Source organism: Streptomyces sp. NPDC001732 (assembly GCF_053596315.1).
This window is the reverse complement of the sequence record NZ_JBSFFY010000008.1, coordinates 26,186-47,326: the sequence shown is the minus strand read 5'-3', so window position 1 is coordinate 47,326 and position 21,141 is coordinate 26,186. Positions and strand designations below refer to the sequence as shown.

Here is a 21,141-nt window from a genome sequence, read left to right as displayed (position 1 = left end):
CATGCGCACGCACCGCATCACCCAGGCAGCCGTCGCGGCCGTCCTGCTCGCCGGTACGGTCCTCGTCCCGCCCGCCCTCGCCGCCACGCCCGCCGACGCGCCCGCGGTGAGCGCCGGGGCCACCGCGCGGGCCGCCGCCGTGCCGTTCACCGCGGCCACCGCCCTGCGCGCCGCCGACGGCGGCCACACGCTCTCCTGGTCCTCCACCGCCGGATCGGTGACCGTCACCGCCGTCACCTCCCCCGACGCCACCACCGGCACCCCGGTGGGCACCGCCCCCGGCACCGGTTCGCTGACCGTCCCCGCCGGAACCCTCGCCGAGGCGGGGCGCTGGTACTTCCGGCTGGTGCCGGACAGCGGTTCCCCGCTCGTCGTCGCCGACCGCTCGCTCGGGATCGGCTCCGCCCGCAACTTCCGGGACATCGGCGGCTACCGCACCACCGACGGGCGCTGGGTGAAGCCCGGCCTGGTCTACCGCTCCAACAAGATCGACAAGCTGACCGACGCCGAACAGCAGCGGCTGCTCTCCCAGCGGCTCACCCTCGACGTGGACCTGCGCAACGCGGTGGAACGGTACGAGGCCCCCGACAAGCTGCCCGCCGGTGTGAAGTACCAGGTCGCCGACGTGGTGTCGTTCGACCACGGCATCCGTTTCCACGACTCGGCGCTGATGACGCTGGCCGAGGCCATCGCGGCCGGGCTGTTCTCCGGCTCGTCCGACCTCGGCCAGTCCATCGGCTACCCGTTCATGGTCAACTTCGTGGGCGCCGACTACGCCTTCCACGACCTGGTCACCGCCGTCGCGAACAACGACTCCGGCTCGACGGTCTACCACTGCAGCTCGGGCAAGGACCGCACCGGCTGGAGCACCGCCGTCCTCCTCACCCTGCTCGGCGTGCCGCGCGAGACCGTCGAGGCGGACTTCCTCGCCAGCAACCAGTACCTGGGCAACCCGAAGGCCGTCGAACTGAGCTGGCTGCGCGCCGCGTTCGACCAGGTGGACAAGTTGTACGGCGACTTCGGCACCTATGTGCGCGAGGGCCTGCGGATCGACGACGCGACGGTGGCCAAGCTGCGCGCCAAGCTGCTGACGGCCTGACCATCCGTCAGCGCCCGGTGTGCCGACGGGTGGTGCCCCCCGCCGTTCAGCGGCGGGGGGCACCACCCGTCAGCACACCGGGTACCGCCCGGCCGGCCAGTCCACCGCGTGCTCGAACTCCACGCACAGGTCGTCGGCCACCTCGGTGATCACGGCCCGGCCCTCGGTCGCCACCAGCCAGGACGGCGGGAGATGCACGTCCCCGTGGCGCGCGCCGAGCAGATTGCCGCAGATCGCGCCGGTGGAGTCGCTGTCGCCCGAGTGGTTGACCGAGAGCAGCAGCGCCTGCGCCACCCGGTCGGCCCCGGGCAGCACGAGAGCGCAGTACACGGCGATGGCGAGGGCCTCCTCGGCGACCCAGCCCGCGCCCAGCGTCTCCACCTTCTCACCGCTCGGCGCGCCCTCCGCGGCCAGGTCGACGGCCGCCCGCAGCGCCGCCGTGGTCTCCTCGTGCCCCGGGTGGCGTCCCAGCAGGTCCATGGCCCGCAGCACCGCGCCGGGCATCGAGTCGCCCTCCAGGAGGTGGGCGACTATCGCGGCGAGGGCCGCTGCCGCGTACGCACCGGTCGGGTGGCCGTGGGTGATCTGGGCACACCAGTGGGCGAGCCGGAAGGCCGCCGGGGCGTCCTGCCCCGTCAGCCCGAAGGGCGCGGACCGCATCACCGTGCCGCAGCCCTTGGACCCGGTGTTCACGGGCCCCGGCGTACCCAGCCGGTCGGCCGGCTCGGGGACGTGGCCGGTGGCGAGCCCGGACAGACAGGCGTTGCCGGGGGCCCGGCGGGCGTACAGCCAGGGCTGCTGCCTGAGCCAGCCGGTCCGGATCGAGTTGTCACCGTCCGCGGCGGGCGGCGCGGGGTGGTTCTGGGTGTCCAGCCAGCGGAGGTAGGCGTTCCGTACGAGCGCGGTCTCGGCGCCGACGACCCCCTTCGTCTTCGCCAGGGAGTGGGCCCTGATCAGCCCTTCGGCCGTGAACAGGGTCATCTGCGTGTCGTCCGTGACCCGTCCGGTCACGCCCTCCTCGTCCGGGAGGAGCCCCTGCACGCCGTGCGGCCCGTGCGCGCGGCGGATGCCGGCCAGGGAGAGGAACTCCACCGGGTTGCCCAGCGCGTCCCCGATCGCCCCGCCCAGCAGACAACCCCGGACCCTCGCCCTGCGGCCGGTGCGGTCCTTCCACGATGCGCCGTTCACGCGCGATCCCCTCGATCCAGATTCGACATGTCCCGGAATGCCGTCGTGGGTCCATCCTGGTAGGAGAGGCGATCGCCATGCGTACCGGCAATGAACCGACGACTGCCCGCAGCCCCCTGCGACTGCGGCTCGGGCTGAGTCTATGGGGGCTGGCCTGGGCCGTCTTCGGCGTGACCGTCTTCGTGCTGGTCGGCCGGCCGGGCTGGGCCGCCGCCTGCGGCCTGCTGCTCCTGCTGGTCCTGGTGGATCTGGTGGTGATCATCCACCACATCCGTCAGGGCCCGCACTACCAGCCCGGCCGCGACGTCCCCCCGTACGAACCCGACCGGGGCGGACGCGGCGGATACCGGCCCGACCGGTACGAACACGACGGGTACGGGCGCGGCAGGTACCGGCCCTGAGCCGGGCGGGGGCACGCCCGTGCCCGCTGCCGGGCTCAGTCCTGCGCGGGGAAGCGGGCCGCCTTCAGGTACTCCGGGTTCGGGTCGAGCGCGGCGGCCAGCCGGAAGTGGCGGGCGGCGCGGTCGGAGCGTCCGGAGCGTTCGAAGGTGCGGGCCAGCGCGAAGTGCGCGAACGCGTTGTCCGGCTCGCGCTCCAGGACGAGCTCGAATTCGAGCTCGGCGGGACGCAGCTGGGCGGCGGCGAAGAAGGCACGGGCGCGCAGCAGCCGCGCCGCCGTGTTCTCCGGATGGGCCGCGATCACCGAGTCCAGCAGCTTCACCGCACCACGGGGGTCGCGCGCGTCCAGCAGGCGTTCGGCCGCGCGGAAGTCGATGACGTCGGTTTCCGGGGTCCTCTCGGGCACGGTCGCTTCCTTCCCTTCGCTACCGGGACTCTCAACACCCGCCCCGAGAACGGTATTCCGCCCCGGCCCGCCGGACCGCGTTCCTCCCGGGCCGGGGGCCGGGGGCCGGTACGGCGGTCAGCCGGCCGCGGCGCGCCGGGTCAGCTCCGCCCAGACCCTGCGGACCTGCGGCTCCAGTTCCTCCAGCGGTCCGTCGTTGTCGACGATCAGATCGGCCACGGCGCGCCGCTGCTCCCGCGTGGCCTGGGCGGCCATCCGGGCGCGGGCGTCGGCCTCGGTCATGCCGCGCAGCCGTACGAGCCGGTCGAGCTGCGTCCCGGGGCTCGCGTCCACGACGACGACCAGGTCGTACAGCGGCGCGAGGCCGTTCTCGGTGAGCAGGGGGACGTCGTGGACGACGACCGAGTCGGGGCCCGCGGCCCGTTCCAGCTCGGCGGAGCGTGCGCCGACCAGCGGGTGGACGATCGCGTTGAGGGTGGCGAGCCGGTCGGGGTCGGAGAAGACGATCGCGCCCAGCTTCGGCCGGTCCAGGCTCCCGTCGGCGGCGAGGACGTCCGCTCCGAACGCGTCGACGACGGCCGCGAGCCCGGGAGTGCCCGGTTCGACGACCTCCCGGGCGATCCGGTCCGCGTCGATCAGCACGGCCCCGTACCCGACGAGCAGCCGTGACACTTCACTCTTGCCGGCGCCGATCCCGCCGGTCAGGCCCACTTTCAGCATGACCGGCAGCTTAGGGCCTCTCGTTCGGACCAGGACCCGGCGGGCACGGCGACCCTACGGGGAGGGCCGCACCGGTCCGGTCAGACGTCCCCTTCGCGCTCCGCGAGGAACCGTTCGAATTCGAGGCCGATCTCGTCGGCGGACGGCAGGTCCACCGGCTCGGCGACCAGATTGCCCCGGGTCTCGGAGCCGGCGACCGCGTCGTACTGGTGCTCAAGCCCTTCGACCAGCGAGACCAGCTCCTCGTCGCCCTGGCCGATCTGCCGCTCGATCTCGGTCTGGGTGCGGTGCGCCTCGGTGCGCAGCGCGTGGGCCACGGTCGGCAGGACCAGACCGGTCGCCGCCGTGATCGACTCCAGGGCGGTGAGCGCCGCGTCCGGGTACGCGGAGCGGGCGACGTAGTGCGGGACGTGGGCGGCGACGCCGAGGACGTCGTGTCCGGACTCCATCAGCCGGTACTCCACCAGGGTCTCCGCGGAGCCGGGCACCTGCGCCTCGTCGAACGGGCTGCGGTGGCCGGGCATGAGGTCCGTGCGGTTGCCGTGCGGGGTGATGCCGACGGGGCGGGTGTGCGGGACGCCCATCGGGATGCCGTGGAAATTCACCGCGAGGCGGACGCCCAGGCGCTCCACGATCTGTTCGACGGCGGAGGCGAAACGTTCCCACTCCACGTCCGGCTCGGGCCCGGACAGCAGCAGGAACGGTGCCCCGGTGGCGTCCTGGACGACCCGGACGGCCAGGGTCGGGGTCTCGTAGCCGGCCCAGCGGTCGCGCCGGAAGGTCAGCAGCGGGCGCCGTGCGCGGTAGTCGATGAGCCGGTCGTGGTCGAAGCGGGCGACGACCTGGTGCGGCAACGTTTCGAGCAGGCCGTCCACGATCTGCTCGCCGGTCTCACCCGCGTCGATGTATCCGTCGAAGTGGTAGAGCATGACCAGGCCGGCCGACTCCTGGGCGAGCGCCATGTCGACGACGGCCAGGCCCTTCGGCTCCCATTCGTACAAACTCTGCGGGTCAGACACCGTTACCGCTCCTCCTCGTATTCCTGCACAAGAACGTCCGGCAGGGCACGGGCATTCCCGAACGGTGCCCGTTCGACCGGCTGTTCATGCCCGAAGTCGTTCGGAATTCGAGCGTCCGGAACCGTGCGGAAGCCGACCGTCCGGCGCCGTCACCGCCCTTTGCACCGGGGCCGGATCGGGACCGGACCGCCCTCACGGAAACGGAACCATCCCGCGCCCGCGCAGGCACCCGTACACGTACCCGAACATTGGTCCAGACATTGACACGAACCTGCCCCGTCCCTACCGTCACTGGGCAGCACGTTCAGAGACTCGCCCCACATTCATGTACGAGAACCTCGAACTCCTTCGACGGGAAGGCACCCCACATGCGCACCCGCACGCTGCTCCCCGCCCTGCTGGCCACCGCGCTCGCCACCGGCGGTCCCGCTCTCGCCGCCGCCCCCACGGCGGGCGCGGCCGCGGTCGTCGACGTGAGCACCGGCGCCCAGCTGAAGTCCGCCCTCGCCGCCGCGGCCCCGGGCGACACGATCCGGCTCGCCGACGGCACGTACACCGGCAATTTCAAGGCGACCGTCCCCGGCACCGCCTCCGCCCGGATCACCCTCACCGGCTCGCCCGAAGCGGTCCTCACGGCCGGCGGCGGCTACGGACTGCACCTCGACGGCGCCTCCTACTGGACCGTCGAGGGCATCACCGTCACCGGCGGCCAGAAGGGCATCATGGCCGACGGTGCCGACGGCGTCGTCATCGACTCGGTGACCGTCCACGGCCTGGACATGGAGGGCGTCCACTTCCGCAGGTCCAGCAGCGACGGCGTCATCAGGAACTCGCGGATCTACGACACCGGGAACGACGGCCGGGGCATGGGCGAGGGCGTCTACGTCGGCACGGCCAACGACCTCTCCGACCGCAGCGACCGGATCCGGATCCTGGACAACACGATCGGGCCGGGCGTCGGCGGCGAGAACATCGACATCAAGGAAGGCACCACCGGGGCGAGGATCATCGGCAACACCTTCGACGGCGGCGGGCTGACCGGCGCCCACTACGACGACTCCTGGGTCGACGTGAAGGGCAACGACGTCCTGGTGGAGGGCAACAAGGGCTCTCGCACCACCAACAACGGCTACGAGACCCACACCCAGCAGAGCGGCTGGGGCTGCGGCACCGTCTTCCGCGACAACGTCTCGGACCTGACCGGCGCCACGGGCGACAAGCAGCTCGCGTTCAACATCACCAACCACGGCAAGAGCTGCCCGACCACGGTCCACAGCAGCAACACGGTGACCGGCGGCAAGGGACTGACCAACATTCCCGTCACGCCGTAACGGCCCGCGCGGGCGGCTGCGGACATGAGTGAGGCCCGCTCCCCGGAGGGAGCGGGCCTCACTTTCAGCTACTGCGATCGGTCACCGACCGGAGGGCCCGAGCGTCAGCTCTGGCCGCCCGCCAGCTTCTCGCGCAGGGCGGCCAGGGCCTCGTCCGACGCCAGGGCGCCGGAGTTGTCCGCGGACTCCGAGGAGTACGAGCCGCCACCGCTGCCGCCGGAGGCAGCCGGGGCGCCACCGGCCGGGGCGGCAGCGCCCTCGGCAGCAGCGGCCTCGTCGGCCTCGCGGGACTTGATGACCTGGGCCTGGTGCTGCTCGAAGCGCTGCTGCGCCTCGGCGTACTGCGTCTCCCACGCCTCGCGCTGAGCCTCGTAGCCCTCGAGCCAGTCGTTGGTCTCGGGGTCGAAGCCCTCGGGGTAGATGTAGTTGCCCTGGTCGTCGTAGGACGCGGCCATGCCGTACAGGGTCGGGTCGAACTCGACCGAGGCCGGGTCGGCACCGAAGGACTCGTTGGCCTGCTTCAGCGAGAGGCTGATGCGACGACGCTCGAGGTCGATGTCGATGACCTTGACGAAGATCTCGTCGTTGACCTGGACGACCTGCTCCGGGATCTCCACGTGGCGCTCGGCCAGCTCGGAGATGTGGACCAGACCCTCGATGCCCTCGTCGACGCGCACGAACGCACCGAACGGAACGAGCTTGGTGACCTTACCGGGAACGACCTGCCCGATCTGGTGCGTGCGGGCGAACTGCTGCCACGGGTCTTCCTGCGTCGCCTTGAGCGACAGGGAGACGCGCTCGCGGTCCATGTCGACGTCGAGGACCTCGACGGTGACCTCCTGGCCGACCTCGACGACCTCGGAGGGGTGGTCGATGTGCTTCCAGGACAGCTCGGAGACGTGCACGAGACCGTCGACGCCGCCGAGGTCCACGAACGCACCGAAGTTGACGATCGAGGAGACGACGCCGGAGCGGACCTGGCCCTTCTGCAGGGTCGTGAGGAACGTCTGGCGGACCTCGCTCTGGGTCTGCTCCAGCCAGGCACGGCGGGACAGGACCACGTTGTTGCGGTTCTTGTCCAGCTCGATGATCTTGGCCTCGAGCTCCTTGCCCACGTAGGGCTGGAGGTCGCGGACGCGGCGCATCTCGACGAGGGAGGCCGGCAGGAAGCCACGGAGGCCGATGTCGAGGATGAGACCACCCTTGACGACCTCGATGACGGTACCGGTGACGATGCCGTCCTCTTCCTTGATCTTCTCGATCGTGCCCCAGGCACGCTCGTACTGAGCGCGCTTCTTGGACAGGATGAGGCGGCCTTCCTTGTCCTCCTTCTGGAGAACCAGGGCCTCGATCTCGTCGCCGACCTTGACGACCTCGTTCGGGTCGACGTCGTGCTTGATCGAGAGCTCGCGGGAGGGGATGACGCCTTCGGTCTTGTAACCGATGTCGAGCAGGACCTCGTCCCGGTCGACCTTCACGATGACGCCGTCGACGATGTCGCCGTCGTTGAAGTACTTGATCGTCTCGTCGATCGCGGCGAGGAAGGCTTCCTCGTTACCGATGTCGTTGACCGCTACCTGCGGGGTGGTGGCGGTGGTCTCGGTGCTGCTCGTCATGTGGGAAAGGGCTCCGGTACGGACAGTGAGTCGTAGGTACTGCTACGCCGGGAGCCCTTATCACCTCTGCAGAAGCCGGACAGCTCGGGAAGCACCGAACCCGTCGGGCGGGAGGCGCCTCGTGAACCGAGGGGACATACAACAGATGCGAGCGCGGCCTGCTAGGTCTGAGGCGCACAGGCTCGCAGCGCAACTTGTAGCATACGGGGGCAGCCGGGCACGGTCAATGCGCGAAGGCGCACACCGGGGGCGCAACACCCCATATCCGGCACAACTCGTGTTCCCCGGGACCGCCTCGGCACCGGGAGACGATCCGGGGGCGCGGGACCGCGCTCACGGATACCCCCGAGTACGTACCGCGTGCGGCGGGGTGAAGGCAAACTACAACGACGGACACGATGAGCCAAGAGATCTACGCGGCCGAACCCGAAGCGACCCGCCGCGAGGCGTCCGAGACCGAGAGCAGCCGGGCCAGTCGCGGCTGGTGGGACCGGAATGCCGACGAGTACCAGAGCGACCACGGCGCCTTCCTGGGCGACGACCGGTTCGTCTGGGGCCCGGAGGGGCTCGACGAGGCCGAGGCCGGCCTGCTCGGCCCCGCCGCGTCGCTGAACGGCCTGGACGTCCTGGAGATCGGCGCGGGCGCCGCGCAGTGCTCGCGCTGGCTCGCCTCCCGGGGCGCCCGCCCGGTGGCCCTGGACCTCTCGCACCGGCAGCTCCAGCACGCGCTGCGGATCGGCGGCGGGGTCCCGCTGGTGGAGGCGGACGCCGGGGCGCTGCCGTTCCGGGACGGCTCGTTCGACCTGGCGTGCTCCGCCTACGGCGCGGTGCCGTTCGTCGCCGACCCCGTGCGGGTCTTCCGCGAGGTGCGCCGCGTGCTGCGCCCCGGCGGCCGCTGGGTCTTCTCGGTGACGCATCCGGTCCGCTGGGCGTTCCCGGACGAGCCGGGGCCCGAGGGGCTCTCGGTCGCGGCCTCCTACTTCGACCGCACCCCCTACGTCGAGCAGGACGAGCGGGGCGAGGCGGTCTACGTCGAGCACCACCGGACGCTGGGCGACCGGGTGCGCGACGTGGTGGCCGGCGGGTTCCGGCTGGTCGATCTCGTCGAGCCGGAGTGGCCCGCCTGGAACACCCAGGAGTGGGGCGGCTGGTCCCCGCTGCGCGGCAACCTGATCCCCGGCACGGCGATCTTCGTCTGCGTACGGGACTGACCTGCGCGGACCGGTGACGGGGCTCGACGGGTCCCTGGGTGCGGCCGGCGGGACGGCCCGTACGAGACTGGGGGCGTGATCCGTACCGACGCCCTGGACCGGTTGCCCGTACGCACCGCCGTGCCCGCCCTGGAGCGGGCGCTCGACGACCGCGGTGTCGCGGTGCTGTGCGCACCGCCCGGCACCGGCAAGACGACCCTCGTACCGCTGGTCCTGGCCGGCCTGACCGGCGGCGGGCCGGTGCGCAGGGTGGTGGTCGCGGAGCCGCGGCGGATCGCGGCACGGGCGGCGGCGCGGCGGATGGCGTGGCTCCTCGGGGAACGGGCCGGCGGGCGGGTCGGCTTCACGGTCCGCGGGGAGCGGCTGGTGGGCCCCGACACGGTGGTGGAGGTGGTCACCACCGGGGTGCTGCTCCAGCGGCTGCAGCGCGACCAGGAGCTGGCCGGGGTCGACGCGGTGGTCGTCGACGAGTGCCACGAGCGGCATCTGGACGCGGACACCGTCGCCGCGTTCCTGCTCGACGTGCGCGAGACGCTCCGGCCCGACCTGCGGCTGGTCGCGGCGTCCGCGACGACGGACGCGCAGGGCTGGGCCCGGCTGCTGGGCGACGCCCCGGTGGTCGAGGCGCAGGGGGTCGCGCATCCGGTGGAGGTGGTCTGGGCGCCGCCCGCCGCCCCGGTCCGGCCGCCGCACGGAACGCGGGTCGATCCGGCCCTGCTGGCGCACGTCGCCGCGACGGTGCGCCGGGCGCTCGCCGAACGGGACGGCGACGTGCTGTGCTTCCTGCCCGGCGTCGGCGAGATCGGGCGCGTGGCGGGCCTGCTGGCGGATGTGGACGCCGAGGTGCTCCAGGTGCACGGGCGGGCTCCGGCGGCGGTGCAGGACGCGGTGCTGGCCGGTTCGTCCGGCGGCCGGCGGGTGGTGCTGGCGACCTCGGTGGCGGAGTCGTCCCTGACGGTGCCCGGGGTGCGGGTGGTGGTCGACTCGGGCCTGGCCAGGGAGCCGCGCACCGACCACGCCCGGGGGCTGAGCGCGCTGACGACGGTACGGGCCTCGCAGGCGACGGGCCGGCAGCGGGCGGGCCGGGCCGGGCGGGAGGCCCCCGGGGCGGTGTACCGGTGCTGGGCGCAGGCGGAGGACGGGCGGCTCGCCCGGTTCCCGTCCCCGGAGATCAGGGTGGCGGACCTGGCGGCGTTCGCGTTGCAGGCGGCGTGCTGGGGCGATCCGGACGCGTCGGGGCTGGCACTGCTCGACCCGCCGCCCGCGGGGGCGATGAGCGCGGCGCGCGAGGTGCTGACGGCGATCGGCGCGGTGGACGCGGACGGGCGGGTGACCGACCGGGGCGTACGGATGTCCCGGCTCGGCCTGCATCCGCGGCTGGCGCGGGCGCTGCTGGACGGGGCCGCCGAGGTGGGCGGGCGGCGGGCGGCCGAGGTGGTGACCCTGCTGAGCGAGGAGCCGCCCCGGGAGTACGGGGACGATCTGGCGGCGGCGCTGCGGACCGCGCGGCGGGGCGGGGACGGCTACGCGGCGCGGTGGCGGCAGGAGGTGCGGCGGCTGTCCGCCTCGCTCGGCGGGGTGTACGGGCGCGTGGGGACGGAGGACGCGGCCGTGGGGCTGGTGGCCGCGCTGGCCTTCCCGGAGCGGGTGGCGCGGGCCCGCGGCGAGGGGGCGTTCCTGATGGCGTCGGGGACGGGCGCGGAGACCGGGGAGGGTTCGGGGCTGCGGGGCGCGCCCTGGCTGGCGGTCGCGGTGGCCGACCGGCCGGCGCACGCGGCGTCCGCGCGGGTGCGGCTGGCCGCGGTGATCGACGAGGACACGGCGCGGGCGGCGGCCGGGCACCTGCTCCGGGACGGCGAGGAGGTCCGCTGGGCGGACGGCGACGTGGTGGCCCGCCGGGTGGAGCGGCTGGGCGCCGTCGAGCTGTCGGTGCGCCCGCTGAAGGAGCCGCCGCCGGAGGCGGTGCGCGGGGCGCTGGTCGAGGGGCTGCGCCGGGAGGGGCTCGGGCTGCTGCGCTGGACGCGGGACTCCGAGCAGTTGCGGGAGCGGCTCGCCTTTCTCCACCGGGAGCTGGGCGCGCCCTGGCCGGACGTGTCGGACGGTGCGCTGCTGGACCGTCCGGAGCAGTGGCTGGAGCCCGAGCTGTCCCGGGCCCAACGCCGCTCCGGTCTGGGCCGGATCGACGCGGGGCAGGCGCTGCGGCGGTTGCTGCCGTGGGCGACGGGCGAGGCGGCCCGGCTGGACGAGCTGGCGCCGGAACGGATCGAGGTGCCGAGCGGTTCGCGCGTCCGGGTGGAGTACGGCGGGGCGCAGCCGGTGCTCGCGGTGAAGCTCCAGGAGATGTTCGGCCTGGAGGAGGGCCCGAGGCTGGCCGGGGTGCCGGTGCTGGTCCACCTGCTGTCCCCGGCCGGCCGTCCCGCCGCGGTCACCGCGGACCTGGCCTCGTTCTGGCGGGACGGCTACCGGGCGGTGCGGGCGGAACTGCGCGGCCGGTACCCGAAGCACCCGTGGCCGGAGGATCCGACGACGACGGAGGCGACCCGGTTCACGAAGGCGCGGCTCGGGCGGGAGTAGGCCCCTCCTGGGCGCGGCTCAGGCGGGAGCAGGGGCGGGGTCCGGTGTCCCGTCCGTACTTCGTCCGTCCGGCAGTTGTCCGTCCGGGCGTCGGGAGCGGGCCTCCAGCCACAGGGCGAGCGCGAACAGCGCGACACCGAGGACCAGGAAGCCCACGGGCAGGTACGAGGTGAGCAGCAGGACCGCCAGTCGCTGGGACTTGACCATGGCGACGATCGAATCGACGTAGTCCGCGCGCATCTTCACGTGTCCGGCGAACACGGTGACGGTGTCCCGGGGCAGGCCCATCGCCCTGGCGTTGCGCAGTTCCTCCCGGTGGATCTCCTCGCCGTTGACGGGCGCTCCGGTGACCGGGTCCACCCAGAACATCCGCTTGGTGGTGTACCAGCGGGTCATGCCGGTCTTCGCGATCTGTTCCGGGGTGATCGCGATCGGCATCTTCTTCGGCATCGGGACCTCGGTCCACGGGATGGTCTGCTCGAAGTAGTAGACGTCCATGCCGTGGAAGGTGCGGGTGCCCCGGTAGTGGATGGGCGAGCTGGTGCGGGTCTGCGCGTCGAAGTACTCGTAGTCGCGCTTCTCGGTGAGGAAGGGCCATTTGAACTCGATGCCCTCGCGCCTGACCGGGTCGCCGTCGACGGATTCGCCGGTGGCGTGGACGGGTGCCTGGCTGTGTGCGTCGAAGATGTAGCGTTCGGGAATCCGGGAGACCATCTTGCCGTCCGGGCCGGCCACGAAGCTGAGGGCGTCCCAGACGACGACGTCGCGGCCGGCGGTGCGTTCGATCCTCTCGGACTCCTCCACGTTGCCTTTGAGGGTCTGCACGATGGTGACCGCGGGGACCTTCTTCACCTTCATGCCGTCGTTGTAGTCGAGGAGGGTGGCGGGCTTCGCCTCCAGCACCGTCTCCTGGTACTGACTGGGCGGGATCTTCGCCAGCCTCGGGAAGGCGTACCAGCGCAGCAGCGGCGACATGGCGGCGAAGAAGACGGCGAAGGCCAGGAGTACGAGGCCGGCTCGGCGGCGCATGGTGGTGCCCTCCCTCAGCTTCTGTGGCTTCTGTTTCTTCTGTCTCTTCTTCCAGGGGCTATTTCTTGGGGCCCGGCACGGTGGTCAGCAGGGGTTCGGGCGAGGTCTCCCCGGGCGGGGCGCCGATCGCGCTGATGGTGAAGACGAGCGCGAGGGCTGCGGCCAGCCCGATGGCGGCGGCGACGAGGGCACGCATGCCGGTCCTCCCGGAGAGCATCGATCTGATGGGCCGTCAGGATTGGGGCACCGTAGCAATCCGGGCGCGAGATGAGAACACGTGGAACAGCCCCTCCGCCGTGGTGACGGAGGGGCTGTCGGGGTGTGCGGCCGGCCGGTCAGGCGGCGGGGGTCCCGGAGGGCTCGGGGCTCGTGGACGGCTCCGGGCTCGTGGAGGGCTCCGGGGTTCCGGAGGGGTCCGGCGGCCCGGAGGGCTCGGACGCCTCGACCTTCAGCTCGATGACGACGGTGGCCCCGCCCTCGGTGGTGAGCCGCAGCTTGTACGTGCCCGCCGTGCCGTCGGCGTGGATCTTCGGGAGCTTCAGGGTGCCGTCGGCGCCGGTCCGCAGGCCCGCCAGGGTGCGGACCACCTTGTCGTCCTCGCCCTTGAAGTACGGGCCCTTGTCGTTCTCGACCGGCTTCTCGGCGTCGGTGATCATGGTGGCGGTGACGGCGACCCCGGCCGCGATCCTGCCCTTGTAGGTCGCCTTGACCTCGACGGTTTCGGCGAACTCGGCCCCGGGCGCAGCGGTCAGCGCCTTGTCGTCGGTCCTGGCGATCGCGTCGGCCCGGCGGGCGGTGACGGTCGCCCCGTAGGTGACGGGGGGCACCGAGCGGCCGGTGGCGGCGGCCCGCACCGTGAACGTGCCCGTCTTCTCACCCGCCCGCAGCACCGGGGCGGTGACGGTGCCGTCGGTCCCGGTGGTGAGGGTGGCCGACTTCTTCCCGTCGGTGAACGCGGCGTCCGTGTCGCCGGTGATCGTGAAGGTCACGGAGACCTTGGCGAGCGGTCCGCCGCGGCCGTTCTCTGCCCGCACCTTGATCCGCTCGGCGAAGGCCTCGCCCGCAGTGGCGGCCAGCGGGCCGGTGCCGGCGTTCTTCACGGCCGCGAGGGTCTCGGACGGCTTGGGGTCGGGCTTGGGGCTGGTCGTGCCGTCGCCCGGCTTCGGATCCGGCTTCGGTGTGTTCCCGGGCTTCGGCTTGGCGGAGCCGGACGGCGAGGGGCCGGCGCCCGTCCGGTCCGGGGTCGTGCCGCCGCCGAGGCCGGGCGGGAGGGCGCCGGTGCCGTCGGGGATCTCGTGGGTGCCGCGCTTGTAGTAGTCGAACCAGGAGCGGACCGTACGGAGGTAGGCGTCCGAGTGGTTGTAGCTCAGGACCGCCCGGTCGAGGTCCGCGGCGAGGGACAGGTCGCGGGAACCGGCGCAGAGGTAGCGTCCGGCGGCGAGCGCCGCGTCGTAGATGTTGTTGGGGTCCTTGCGGCCGTCGTCATTGCCGTCCTGACCCCAGGTCGCCCAGGTGGACGGGATGAACTGCATCGGGCCGACGGCGCGGTCGTGGGTGGTGTCCCCGTCGTACGCGCCGCCGTCGGTGTCCTTGATCATGGCGAAGCCCCGGCCGTCGAGGACCGGGCCGAGGATCGGTGAGAACGTGGTGCCGTTCGCGTCGACCCTGCCGCCGCGCGCCTGGCCGGACTCGACCTTGCCGATCGCGGCGAGCAGTTGCCACGGCAGTCGGCAGGCGGCGTCGCTCGTGGCGATCTCCTGCTCGGCCTTCTTGTACGCGGCCAGGATCGAGGCCGGTATGCCGGACTGCGCGCTGCCGGTGACGGGCAGTCGGGCGGTGGTGCCCGGTTTGTCGGGCGTGTTCAGCGGGGGCAGCTCCGTGTAGTACGGCGAATTGCCGGTGGCCGCGCTCTCGTCGGGCGAAGGAGTCGTTCCGGTGGGCTGCGGGTCGCCGCTCCCGGAGACCAGCGGTGAGCCGGGGGCCCCCGAGGCGGAGAGTGCCGCCACGGCGACGGCGGCCACGGCTGTCGTGGTCGCCCCCTTGCGAAGCCGACGACCGAACTGCGCTGCCATACCTCTGGTCCCTCCCCTTCGACGACTGTCCGCGCCCCCAGCGGCAGGACTCAGGCGACCCTACGGCAACTTGTACCGCCGGAACACCGCGTGCCGACCGGTTCTTACCTGTTTTTCACGTTCCCGACAGCAAGTTGTACGGGGGTGGGCCCGCGGGTGACGACAGCGGCCGTACGGCGGCGGCACGGCGGGCGCCGGCCGCGGTCGTGCGCCGTCGGACGGCCTTCAGCATTCACGCATACTTGCCGCCATGCCGTTCACACTCAGTCATGCCGCCGCCGTGCTGCCGGTGCTGCGACGGAACGGGACGGCGCGCGGCCCGCTCCTCGCCTCCGCCCTCGTGGCGGGTTCGTTCGCACCCGACATGACGTACTACGCGGACACCGCGGTTCCCGGCGCCATGGAGTTCGGGCAGGTCACCCACTCGGTGTGGGGGGTGCTCACGGTCGATGTGCTGATCACCGCGGCCGTGGTCGCGCTGTGGCTGCTGCTGCGCGAACCGCTGGTGGCGCTGTTGCCGACGGCCCGGCAGGGGCGGGTGCACGCTTTTCTGAGGGAGCGGCACGGGCCGTGGCGGCTTCGGGACGGCTGGTGGTTCGCGCTGTCGGCGGCTGCGGGGGCGGCCACCCATGTCGTCTGGGACGCCTTCACCCATCACGACCGGTGGGGGGTGCGCCTGGTGCCGGTGCTCTCCGGGAGCGTGGGCGGCCATCCGGTGTTCCAGCTGGTGCAGTACGGCAGTTCGGCCGTGGCGCTGGTACTGCTCGCCCGGTTCGCCGTGTCGGGGCTGCGCGGGACCGGTGCGCGCCCGGTCCCGCCGTCCGTGCCGGTGCTGGACCGGCGGGAGCGGTGGGCGGCGTGGGTGCTGCTGGGCGTCTGCGTCCTGCTCGGCGTCGTCCACCGGTGTGTGCGCTGGTACGCGTACTTCGGGCGCGTGGACACCCCGTTGGACATCGTCCCGACCGCCTGTTTCGGCGCCGGGGCGGGGCTGGCGGCGGGTCTGGTGCTGTACGGGGCGTGGATGCGGCTGCGTCGCCCCCGCCCGGCCGCGCCCTCCGCCCCGCGGACGGACGCCCGGGACCCCGCCCGCCCCTGAGCGCCTGAGCCACGGGCGGGCGCGGAAGCCCGGTGCGCAGGGACGGCCCCGGACCGCCGGGCGGCCCCCGAAGTGCCGACGGCCGGTCCCGAAGAGGCCCGGCACCTGCTCCCCGAAGCCCGCCGGACGGCCCCGGAACCCTTACGGCCCCGGGCCGTCCGGCGCGGCCGGGTGGGTCAGTGCGCCGCGGACTCCCAGTCCGTGCCGACGCCCACCGAGACGTCCAGCGGGGCGCGCAACCGCACCGCCGTGGACATCTCGTGGCGGAGGATCTCCTCCACCCGTGCCCGCTCGCCCTCGGCGACTTCCAGGACGATTTCGTCATGGACCTGGAGCAGCATCCGGGACTTCAGCCCCGCCTCGGTCAGCGCCCGGTCGACGTGGAGCATGGCGACCTTGACGATGTCCGCGGCCGTGCCCTGGATCGGTGCGTTGAGCGCCATCCGCTCGGCCATCTCACGGCGCTGGCGGTTGTCGCTGTTGAGGTCGGGGAGGTAGCGGCGGCGACCGAAGACCGTCTCCGTGTAGCCGGTGGCCCTGGCCTCCTCCACCACCCGGTGCAGGTAGTCGCGCACCCCGCCGAACCGCTCGAAGTAGGTGTCCATCAGGCCGCGCGCCTCGCCCGCCTCGATGTTCAGCTGCTGGGACAGGCCGAACGCGGAGAGCCCGTACGCCAGCCCGTAGCTCATGGCCTTGATCTTGCGGCGCATCTCCGGGTCGACGGCCGACTTGTCGACGCCGAAGACCTGGGAGGCGACCGTGGTGTGCAGGTCCTCGCCGGAGGTGAACGCCTCGATCAGGCCCGCGTCCTCGGACAGGTGGGCCATCACCCGCAGTTCGATCTGGCTGTAGTCGGCCGTCATCAGCGTCTCGAAGCCCTCGCCGACGACGAAGCCCCGGCGGATGGCCCGGCCCTCGTCCGTCCGGACGGGGATGTTCTGCAGGTTGGGGTCGGTGGAGGAGAGCCGTCCCGTCGCCGCCACCGTCTGGTTGAACGTGGTGTGGATGCGGCCGTCCGCCGCGATCGTCTTGACCAGGCCCTCGACCGTGACCCGCAGCTTGGCCTGCTCGCGGTGGCGCAGCATGATCACCGGCAGCTCGTGCTCCGTCTGCCCGGCGAGCCAGGCCAGGGCGTCGGCGTCCGTGGTGTACCCGGTCTTCGTCTTCTTCGTCTTCGGCAGGCCCAGCTCGCCGAAGAGAACTTCCTGGAGCTGCTTGGGCGAGCCGAGGTTGAACTCGCGGCCGACCGCGGCGTGCGCCTCCTTCACCGCCTGCTGCACCGCACCGGCGAACTGCTGCTCCATCCCTTCCAGATGGGGCCGGTCGGCGGCGATGCCGTGCCGCTCCAGCCGGGCCAGCAGGGCGGACGTCGGCAGCTCCATGTCGTGCAGCAGCCCGGCCGCGCCGACCTCGGCCAGCCGGGCGGTGAACGCCTCGCCCAGGTCCAGGATCGCGCGGGCCTGCGCCATCAGGGCCTCGGCCTCCGCCTGGTCCTCCGCGCCGAAGGCCAGCTGCCCCTCGGAGGCCGCGGCGGGGGCCAGCTCGCGGCCCAGGTACTCCACCGCCAGCGCGTCCAGCGCGAAGGAGCGGCGGCCGGGCTTGACCAGGTAGGCGGCCAGCGCCGTGTCCATCGTGACGCCGTCGACCCGCCAGCCGTGCTCCGGGAAGACCCGCATGGCGCTCTTCGCGTTGTGCATGACCTTGGGCCGGTCCGCGTCGGCGATCCACGCGGCGAACGCCTGCTCGTCGGCCTCGTCGATCTCGGCCGGGTCGAACCAGGCCGCCGCGCCGTCCGCCGCGGCGAGCGCGATCTCGGTGACCGTGCCGCTGCCCAGGGCCCAGGTGTCGACCGTCGCGACGCCGAGCGGCCGGTCGCCATGGCCGGCGAGCCAGGGCGCCAGCTCGCCCGCGCCCAGCACCGCGCCGTCCAGCTCGACGCCCGCGGCGGGCGCCGGGGCCTCGTCCTCGGCCGCGCCCGGGTCGACGGCCAGCAGCCGCTCGCGCAGGCTCGGGTTGCGGATCTCCAGGACCTCCAGCACACCCGTCACCGCCGTGCGGTCGTACGGCGCGCGCTCCAGGTCCTGCGGGGCCTTCGGCAGCTCCACGTCACGGACCATCTCCGTCAGCCGGCGGTTCAGCCGCACCGCGTCCAGGTGGTCCCGGAAATTCTGTCCCGCCTTGCCCTTGACCTCCTCGGCCCGCTCCACCAGCTCGGCGAACGAACCGAACTGGTTGATCCACTTCGCGGCGGTCTTCTCCCCCACGCCGGGGATGCCCGGAAGGTTGTCCGACGGGTCACCGCGCAGCGCCGCGAAGTCCGGGTACTGCTGCGGCGTGAGGCCGTACTTCTCCTCGACCTTCGCCGGGGTGAAGCGGGTCAGCTCCGAGACCCCCTTGGTCGGGTACAGCACCGTGACGTGGTCCGTGATCAGCTGGAACGAATCCCGGTCCCCGGTGACGATCAGGACCTCGAAACCGGCCGCCTCCGCCTGCGTGGCCAGCGTGGCGATGACGTCGTCCGCCTCGAAGCCGTCCACCGCGAACCGGTCGACACGCATCGCGTCCAGCAGCTCGCCGATCAGCTCGACCTGCCCCTTGAACTCGTCCGGGGTCTTCGACCGGTTCGCCTTGTACTCCGGGAACTCCTCCGAGCGCCAGGTCTTGCGGGAGACGTCGAACGCCACCGCGAAATGCGTCGGCGCCTCGTCACGCAGGGTGTTCGCGAGCATCGACGCGAAGCCGTACACCGCGTTCGTCGGCTGTCCCGCCCCTGTCGTGAAATTCTCCGCAGGCAGCGCAAAGAACGCCCGGTACGCCAGGGAGTGCCCGTCCATCAGGAGCAGGCGCGGTCGGTTGTCTGCCGTCTTCTTCGATGCCGTCTCAGCCACGCCCCCGATCCTGCCACGGACCACTGACATTCCCGACCGGACACCGCTCCCCCGGCACCCCGCCGGTGCCGCGTGACAGGATCGTAGGAGGAACACGCGCGACACCGACGCGTACGGTGCGCGCGCAGGTTCGCAGTCGGCTCGAAGGGGAGCACGCAATGGCCACCAAGCCGCCCACAGGTGACCCGGTCCAGGACACGCCGCGGGTCGGGGAGGCGCAGCACGCCGCCGCCGGTCTGCCGGCCGTCGCCCACAGCCTGCTCATGGCCCGGCAGCAGATGGGGGTGCGGCGCACCGCGCAGACCCTCCTCAAGGTCAACCAGAAGAACGGCTTCGACTGCCCCGGCTGCGCCTGGCCCGAGGGCGACAAGCGGCACACGGCGGAGTTCTGCGAGAACGGCGCCAAGGCCGTCGCCGAGGAGGCGACACTGCGCCGGGTCGCCCCCGACTTCTTCGCCGCGCACCCCGTCGCCGACCTCGCCTCGCGCAGCGGCTACTGGCTGGGCCAGCAGGGGCGGATCACCCGGCCGATGTACCTCCCGGAGGGCGCCGAGCGGTACGAGGCGGTGTCCTGGGAGCGCGCCTTCGCCATCATCGCCGAGGAGCTGCGCGCGCTCGGCTCCCCCGACGAGGCCCTCTTCTACACCTCGGGCCGCACGAGCAACGAGGCCGCGTTCCTGCTCCAGCTGTTCGCCCGCGAATTCGGCACCAACAACCTCCCCGACTGCTCCAACATGTGCCACGAGTCCTCCGGCTCGGCACTGACGGAGACCATCGGCATCGGCAAGGGCAGCGTCACCCTCGAAGACCTCCACCAGGCCGACCTGATCATCGTCGCCGGACAGAACCCCGGCACCAACCACCCCCGCATGCTCTCCGCCCTGGAGAAGGCCAAGGCGGCCGGAGCGAAGATCATCTCGGTGAATCCGCTCCCCGAGGCCGGCCTGGAGCGCTTCAAGAACCCGCAGACCCCCCTCGGCCTGATCCGGGGCACCGCGCTCAACGACCTCTTCCTGCAGATCCGCATCGGCGGCGACCAGGCCCTCTTCCGCCTCCTCAACAAGATGATCCTGCAGACCGAGGGCGCCGTCGACGAGACCTTCGTACGGGAACACACCCACGGCTTCGAGGAGTTCGCGGCCGCCGCCCGCGAGGCCGACTGGGCAAAGACCCTCACCGCCACCGGCCTCGACCGCGAGACCATCGAGCAGGCCCTGGCCATGGTCCTCGCCTCGAAGCGCACCATCGTCTGCTGGGCCATGGGCCTCACCCAGCACAAGCACTCCGTGCCGACCATCCGCGAGGTGGTCAACTTCCTCCTGCTGCGCGGCAACATCGGCCGCCCCGGCGCCGGGGTCTGCCCCGTCCGGGGCCACTCCAACGTGCAGGGCGACCGCACCATGGGCATCTTCGAACGGCCCTCCCCCGCCTTCCTCGACGCCCTCGACAAGGAATTCGGGATCACCTCGCCGCGCCACCACGGCTACGACGTCGTCCGCTCCATCCAGGCCCTGCGCGACGGCGACGCCAAGGTCTTCTTCGCCATGGGCGGCAACTTCGTCGCGGCCACCCCCGACACCGCCGTCACCGAGGCCGCCATGCGCCGCGCCCGCCTCACCGTCCACGTCTCCACCAAGCTCAACCGCTCGCACGCCGTGACCGGCACCCGCGCGCTGATCCTGCCCACGCTGGGGCGCACCGACAAGGACGTCCAGGCGAGCGGCAAGCAGTTCGTCACCGTCGAGGACTCCATGAGCATGGTCCACGCCTCGCGCGGCAACCTCGCCCCCGCGAGCCCGCACCTCCTCTCCGAGCCCGCCATCGTCGCCCGCCTCGCCCGCGCCGTCCTGGGTCCCGGATCGGCCACGCCCTGGGAGGAGTTCGAGAAGGACTACGCGACGATCCGCGACCGCATCTCCCGCGTCGTCCCCGGCTTCGAGGACTTCAACGCCCGCGTCGCCCGCCCCGGGGGCTTCACCCTGCCGCACGCCCCGCGCGACGAACGCCGCTTCCCCACCGCGACCGGCCGGGCCAACTTCACCGCCGCCCCCGTCGAGTACCCCGAACTCCCCGAAGGCAGGCTCCTGTTGCAGACCCTGCGCTCGCACGACCAGTACAACACCACGATCTACGGCCTCGACGACCGCTACCGCGGCATCAAGGACGGCCGCCGCGTCGTCCTGGTCAACCCGGAGGACGCCCGCGCCCTGGACCTGCCCGACGGTGCGTACACCGACCTCGTCGGCGAGTGGAAGGACGGCGTGGAACGCCGCGCCCCCGGCTTCCGCGTCGTCCACTACCCGACCGCCCGGGGCTGCGCCGCCGCCTACTACCCCGAGACCAATGTGCTGGTCCCCCTCGACTCCACCGCCGACACCAGCAACACCCCGGCCAGCAAGTCCGTCGTCGTCCGCTTCGAGAACACCCGGGACCGGGGAGCCCGGTAGCCCCCGTGCCCGCGGGCCGCCGGACGCACCGGCCCGCGGAACCCGG

The 21,141-nt window shown here is 72.6% G+C and carries 16 protein-coding genes; 7 read left to right on the top strand and 9 right to left on the bottom strand.

The annotated features are described in order from the left end of the window. The first annotated feature begins 1 nt into the window (after nucleotide 1). Nucleotides 2-1,099 carry a tyrosine-protein phosphatase gene (locus ACWCXX_RS11215; protein WP_451126073.1) on the top strand — a complete coding sequence of 366 codons (1,098 nt, stop codon included), beginning with the start codon at nucleotides 2-4 and terminating at the stop codon, nucleotides 1,097-1,099. Nucleotides 1,100-1,168: 69 nt separating this feature from the next. Here the strand turns inward: ACWCXX_RS11215 and ACWCXX_RS11210 are convergent, their stop codons facing one another. Next, nucleotides 1,169-2,287 carry an ADP-ribosylglycohydrolase family protein gene (locus tag ACWCXX_RS11210; RefSeq protein WP_451126072.1) on the bottom strand — a complete coding sequence of 373 codons (1,119 nt, stop codon included), beginning with the start codon at nucleotides 2,285-2,287 and terminating at the stop codon, nucleotides 1,169-1,171. A gap of 77 nt (nucleotides 2,288-2,364) precedes the next feature. On the opposite strand from ACWCXX_RS11210, the gene ACWCXX_RS11205 reads away from it, so the two are divergent. Beyond that, entirely contained in the window at nucleotides 2,365-2,688 is a 324-nt protein-coding gene (locus ACWCXX_RS11205; protein WP_451126071.1) for a DUF6343 family protein, read from the top strand. A 35-nt stretch (nucleotides 2,689-2,723) separates the two neighbouring features. On the opposite strand, the gene ACWCXX_RS11200 is transcribed toward ACWCXX_RS11205, so the two are convergent. From ACWCXX_RS11200 to ACWCXX_RS11190, 3 genes are all read right to left on the bottom strand, one after another. After that, entirely contained in the window at nucleotides 2,724-3,092 is a 369-nt protein-coding gene (locus tag ACWCXX_RS11200; RefSeq protein ID WP_451126070.1) for a tetratricopeptide repeat protein, read from the bottom strand. Between the two features lie 117 nt (nucleotides 3,093-3,209). Then, nucleotides 3,210-3,812: a dephospho-CoA kinase gene (gene coaE / locus ACWCXX_RS11195; protein WP_451126069.1), complete on the bottom strand. Its 603-nt coding sequence runs from the start codon at nucleotides 3,810-3,812 to the stop codon at nucleotides 3,210-3,212. A gap of 80 nt (nucleotides 3,813-3,892) precedes the next feature. Further along, on the bottom strand, nucleotides 3,893-4,831 hold the full coding sequence (locus ACWCXX_RS11190; RefSeq protein ID WP_451126068.1) for a PAC2 family protein: 939 nt from the start codon (nucleotides 4,829-4,831) through the stop codon (nucleotides 3,893-3,895). A 368-nt stretch (nucleotides 4,832-5,199) separates the two neighbouring features. Here ACWCXX_RS11190 and ACWCXX_RS11185 point away from each other — a divergent pair, with 368 nt between their 5' ends. Continuing rightward, nucleotides 5,200-6,162, top strand: a complete 963-nt coding sequence (locus tag ACWCXX_RS11185) for a right-handed parallel beta-helix repeat-containing protein (RefSeq protein WP_451126067.1) — start codon at nucleotides 5,200-5,202, stop codon at nucleotides 6,160-6,162. Between the two features lie 104 nt (nucleotides 6,163-6,266). On the opposite strand, the gene rpsA is transcribed toward ACWCXX_RS11185, so the two are convergent. Further along, complete coding sequence (gene rpsA, locus ACWCXX_RS11180) at nucleotides 6,267-7,778, bottom strand: 30S ribosomal protein S1 (RefSeq protein ID WP_148834231.1); 1,512 nt, start codon at nucleotides 7,776-7,778, stop codon at nucleotides 6,267-6,269. Nucleotides 7,779-8,176: 398 nt separating this feature from the next. Here rpsA and ACWCXX_RS11175 point away from each other — a divergent pair, with 398 nt between their 5' ends. Both ACWCXX_RS11175 and hrpB read left to right on the top strand, forming a co-directional pair. After that, nucleotides 8,177-8,989, top strand: coding sequence for a class I SAM-dependent methyltransferase (locus ACWCXX_RS11175; protein WP_451126066.1), 813 nt, complete (start codon nucleotides 8,177-8,179; stop codon nucleotides 8,987-8,989). Between the two features lie 75 nt (nucleotides 8,990-9,064). Continuing rightward, on the top strand, nucleotides 9,065-11,563 hold the full coding sequence (gene hrpB / locus ACWCXX_RS11170; RefSeq protein WP_451126065.1) for an ATP-dependent helicase HrpB: 2,499 nt from the start codon (nucleotides 9,065-9,067) through the stop codon (nucleotides 11,561-11,563). 18 nt (nucleotides 11,564-11,581) lie between these two features. Here the strand turns inward: hrpB and ACWCXX_RS11165 are convergent, their stop codons facing one another. From ACWCXX_RS11165 to ACWCXX_RS11155, 3 genes are all read right to left on the bottom strand, one after another. Continuing rightward, the gene (locus ACWCXX_RS11165) at nucleotides 11,582-12,592 is read right to left on the bottom strand and encodes a DUF3068 domain-containing protein (RefSeq protein ID WP_451126064.1); all 1,011 of its coding nucleotides are present in this window, start codon (nucleotides 12,590-12,592) and stop codon (nucleotides 11,582-11,584) included. Nucleotides 12,593-12,650: 58 nt separating this feature from the next. Further along, complete coding sequence (locus tag ACWCXX_RS11160) at nucleotides 12,651-12,788, bottom strand: SPW_0924 family protein (RefSeq protein WP_451126063.1); 138 nt, start codon at nucleotides 12,786-12,788, stop codon at nucleotides 12,651-12,653. Nucleotides 12,789-12,927: 139 nt separating this feature from the next. Then, nucleotides 12,928-14,664, bottom strand: coding sequence for a lytic murein transglycosylase (locus tag ACWCXX_RS11155; RefSeq protein ID WP_451126062.1), 1,737 nt, complete (start codon nucleotides 14,662-14,664; stop codon nucleotides 12,928-12,930). A gap of 250 nt (nucleotides 14,665-14,914) precedes the next feature. Between ACWCXX_RS11155 and ACWCXX_RS11150 the strand changes: the two genes are divergently transcribed. Further along, nucleotides 14,915-15,760: a DUF4184 family protein gene (locus tag ACWCXX_RS11150; RefSeq protein ID WP_451126061.1), complete on the top strand. Its 846-nt coding sequence runs from the start codon at nucleotides 14,915-14,917 to the stop codon at nucleotides 15,758-15,760. Nucleotides 15,761-15,936: 176 nt separating this feature from the next. Here the strand turns inward: ACWCXX_RS11150 and polA are convergent, their stop codons facing one another. Further along, the gene (gene polA, locus ACWCXX_RS11145; protein ID WP_451126060.1) at nucleotides 15,937-18,648 is read right to left on the bottom strand and encodes a DNA polymerase I; all 2,712 of its coding nucleotides are present in this window, start codon (nucleotides 18,646-18,648) and stop codon (nucleotides 15,937-15,939) included. A gap of 158 nt (nucleotides 18,649-18,806) precedes the next feature. Here polA and ACWCXX_RS11140 point away from each other — a divergent pair, with 158 nt between their 5' ends. Then, a complete protein-coding gene (locus ACWCXX_RS11140) occupies nucleotides 18,807-21,095 on the top strand; it encodes an FdhF/YdeP family oxidoreductase (RefSeq protein ID WP_451126059.1) in 2,289 nt (762 codons plus the stop codon). Nucleotides 21,096-21,141 lie beyond the last annotated feature (46 nt).

What these genes read in the sequence shown, in the direction of transcription:
- ACWCXX_RS11215 (WP_451126073.1), top strand. Translation starts at nt 2, where the DNA reads ATGCGCACGCACCGCATCACCCAGGCAGCCGTCGCGGCCGTCCTGCTC.
- ACWCXX_RS11205 (WP_451126071.1), top strand. Translation starts at nt 2,365, where the DNA reads ATGCGTACCGGCAATGAACCGACGACTGCCCGCAGCCCCCTGCGACTG.
- coaE (WP_451126069.1), bottom strand. Translation starts at nt 3,812, where the DNA reads ATGCTGAAAGTGGGCCTGACCGGCGGGATCGGCGCCGGCAAGAGTGAA.
- ACWCXX_RS11185 (WP_451126067.1), top strand. Translation starts at nt 5,200, where the DNA reads ATGCGCACCCGCACGCTGCTCCCCGCCCTGCTGGCCACCGCGCTCGCC.
- rpsA (WP_148834231.1), bottom strand. Translation starts at nt 7,778, where the DNA reads ATGACGAGCAGCACCGAGACCACCGCCACCACCCCGCAGGTAGCGGTC.
- ACWCXX_RS11175 (WP_451126066.1), top strand. Translation starts at nt 8,177, where the DNA reads ATGAGCCAAGAGATCTACGCGGCCGAACCCGAAGCGACCCGCCGCGAG.
- ACWCXX_RS11165 (WP_451126064.1), bottom strand. Translation starts at nt 12,592, where the DNA reads ATGCGCCGCCGAGCCGGCCTCGTACTCCTGGCCTTCGCCGTCTTCTTC.
- ACWCXX_RS11160 (WP_451126063.1), bottom strand. Translation starts at nt 12,788, where the DNA reads ATGCGTGCCCTCGTCGCCGCCGCCATCGGGCTGGCCGCAGCCCTCGCG.
- ACWCXX_RS11155 (WP_451126062.1), bottom strand. Translation starts at nt 14,664, where the DNA reads ATGGCAGCGCAGTTCGGTCGTCGGCTTCGCAAGGGGGCGACCACGACA.
- ACWCXX_RS11150 (WP_451126061.1), top strand. Translation starts at nt 14,915, where the DNA reads ATGCCGTTCACACTCAGTCATGCCGCCGCCGTGCTGCCGGTGCTGCGA.
- ACWCXX_RS11140 (WP_451126059.1), top strand. Translation starts at nt 18,807, where the DNA reads ATGGCCACCAAGCCGCCCACAGGTGACCCGGTCCAGGACACGCCGCGG.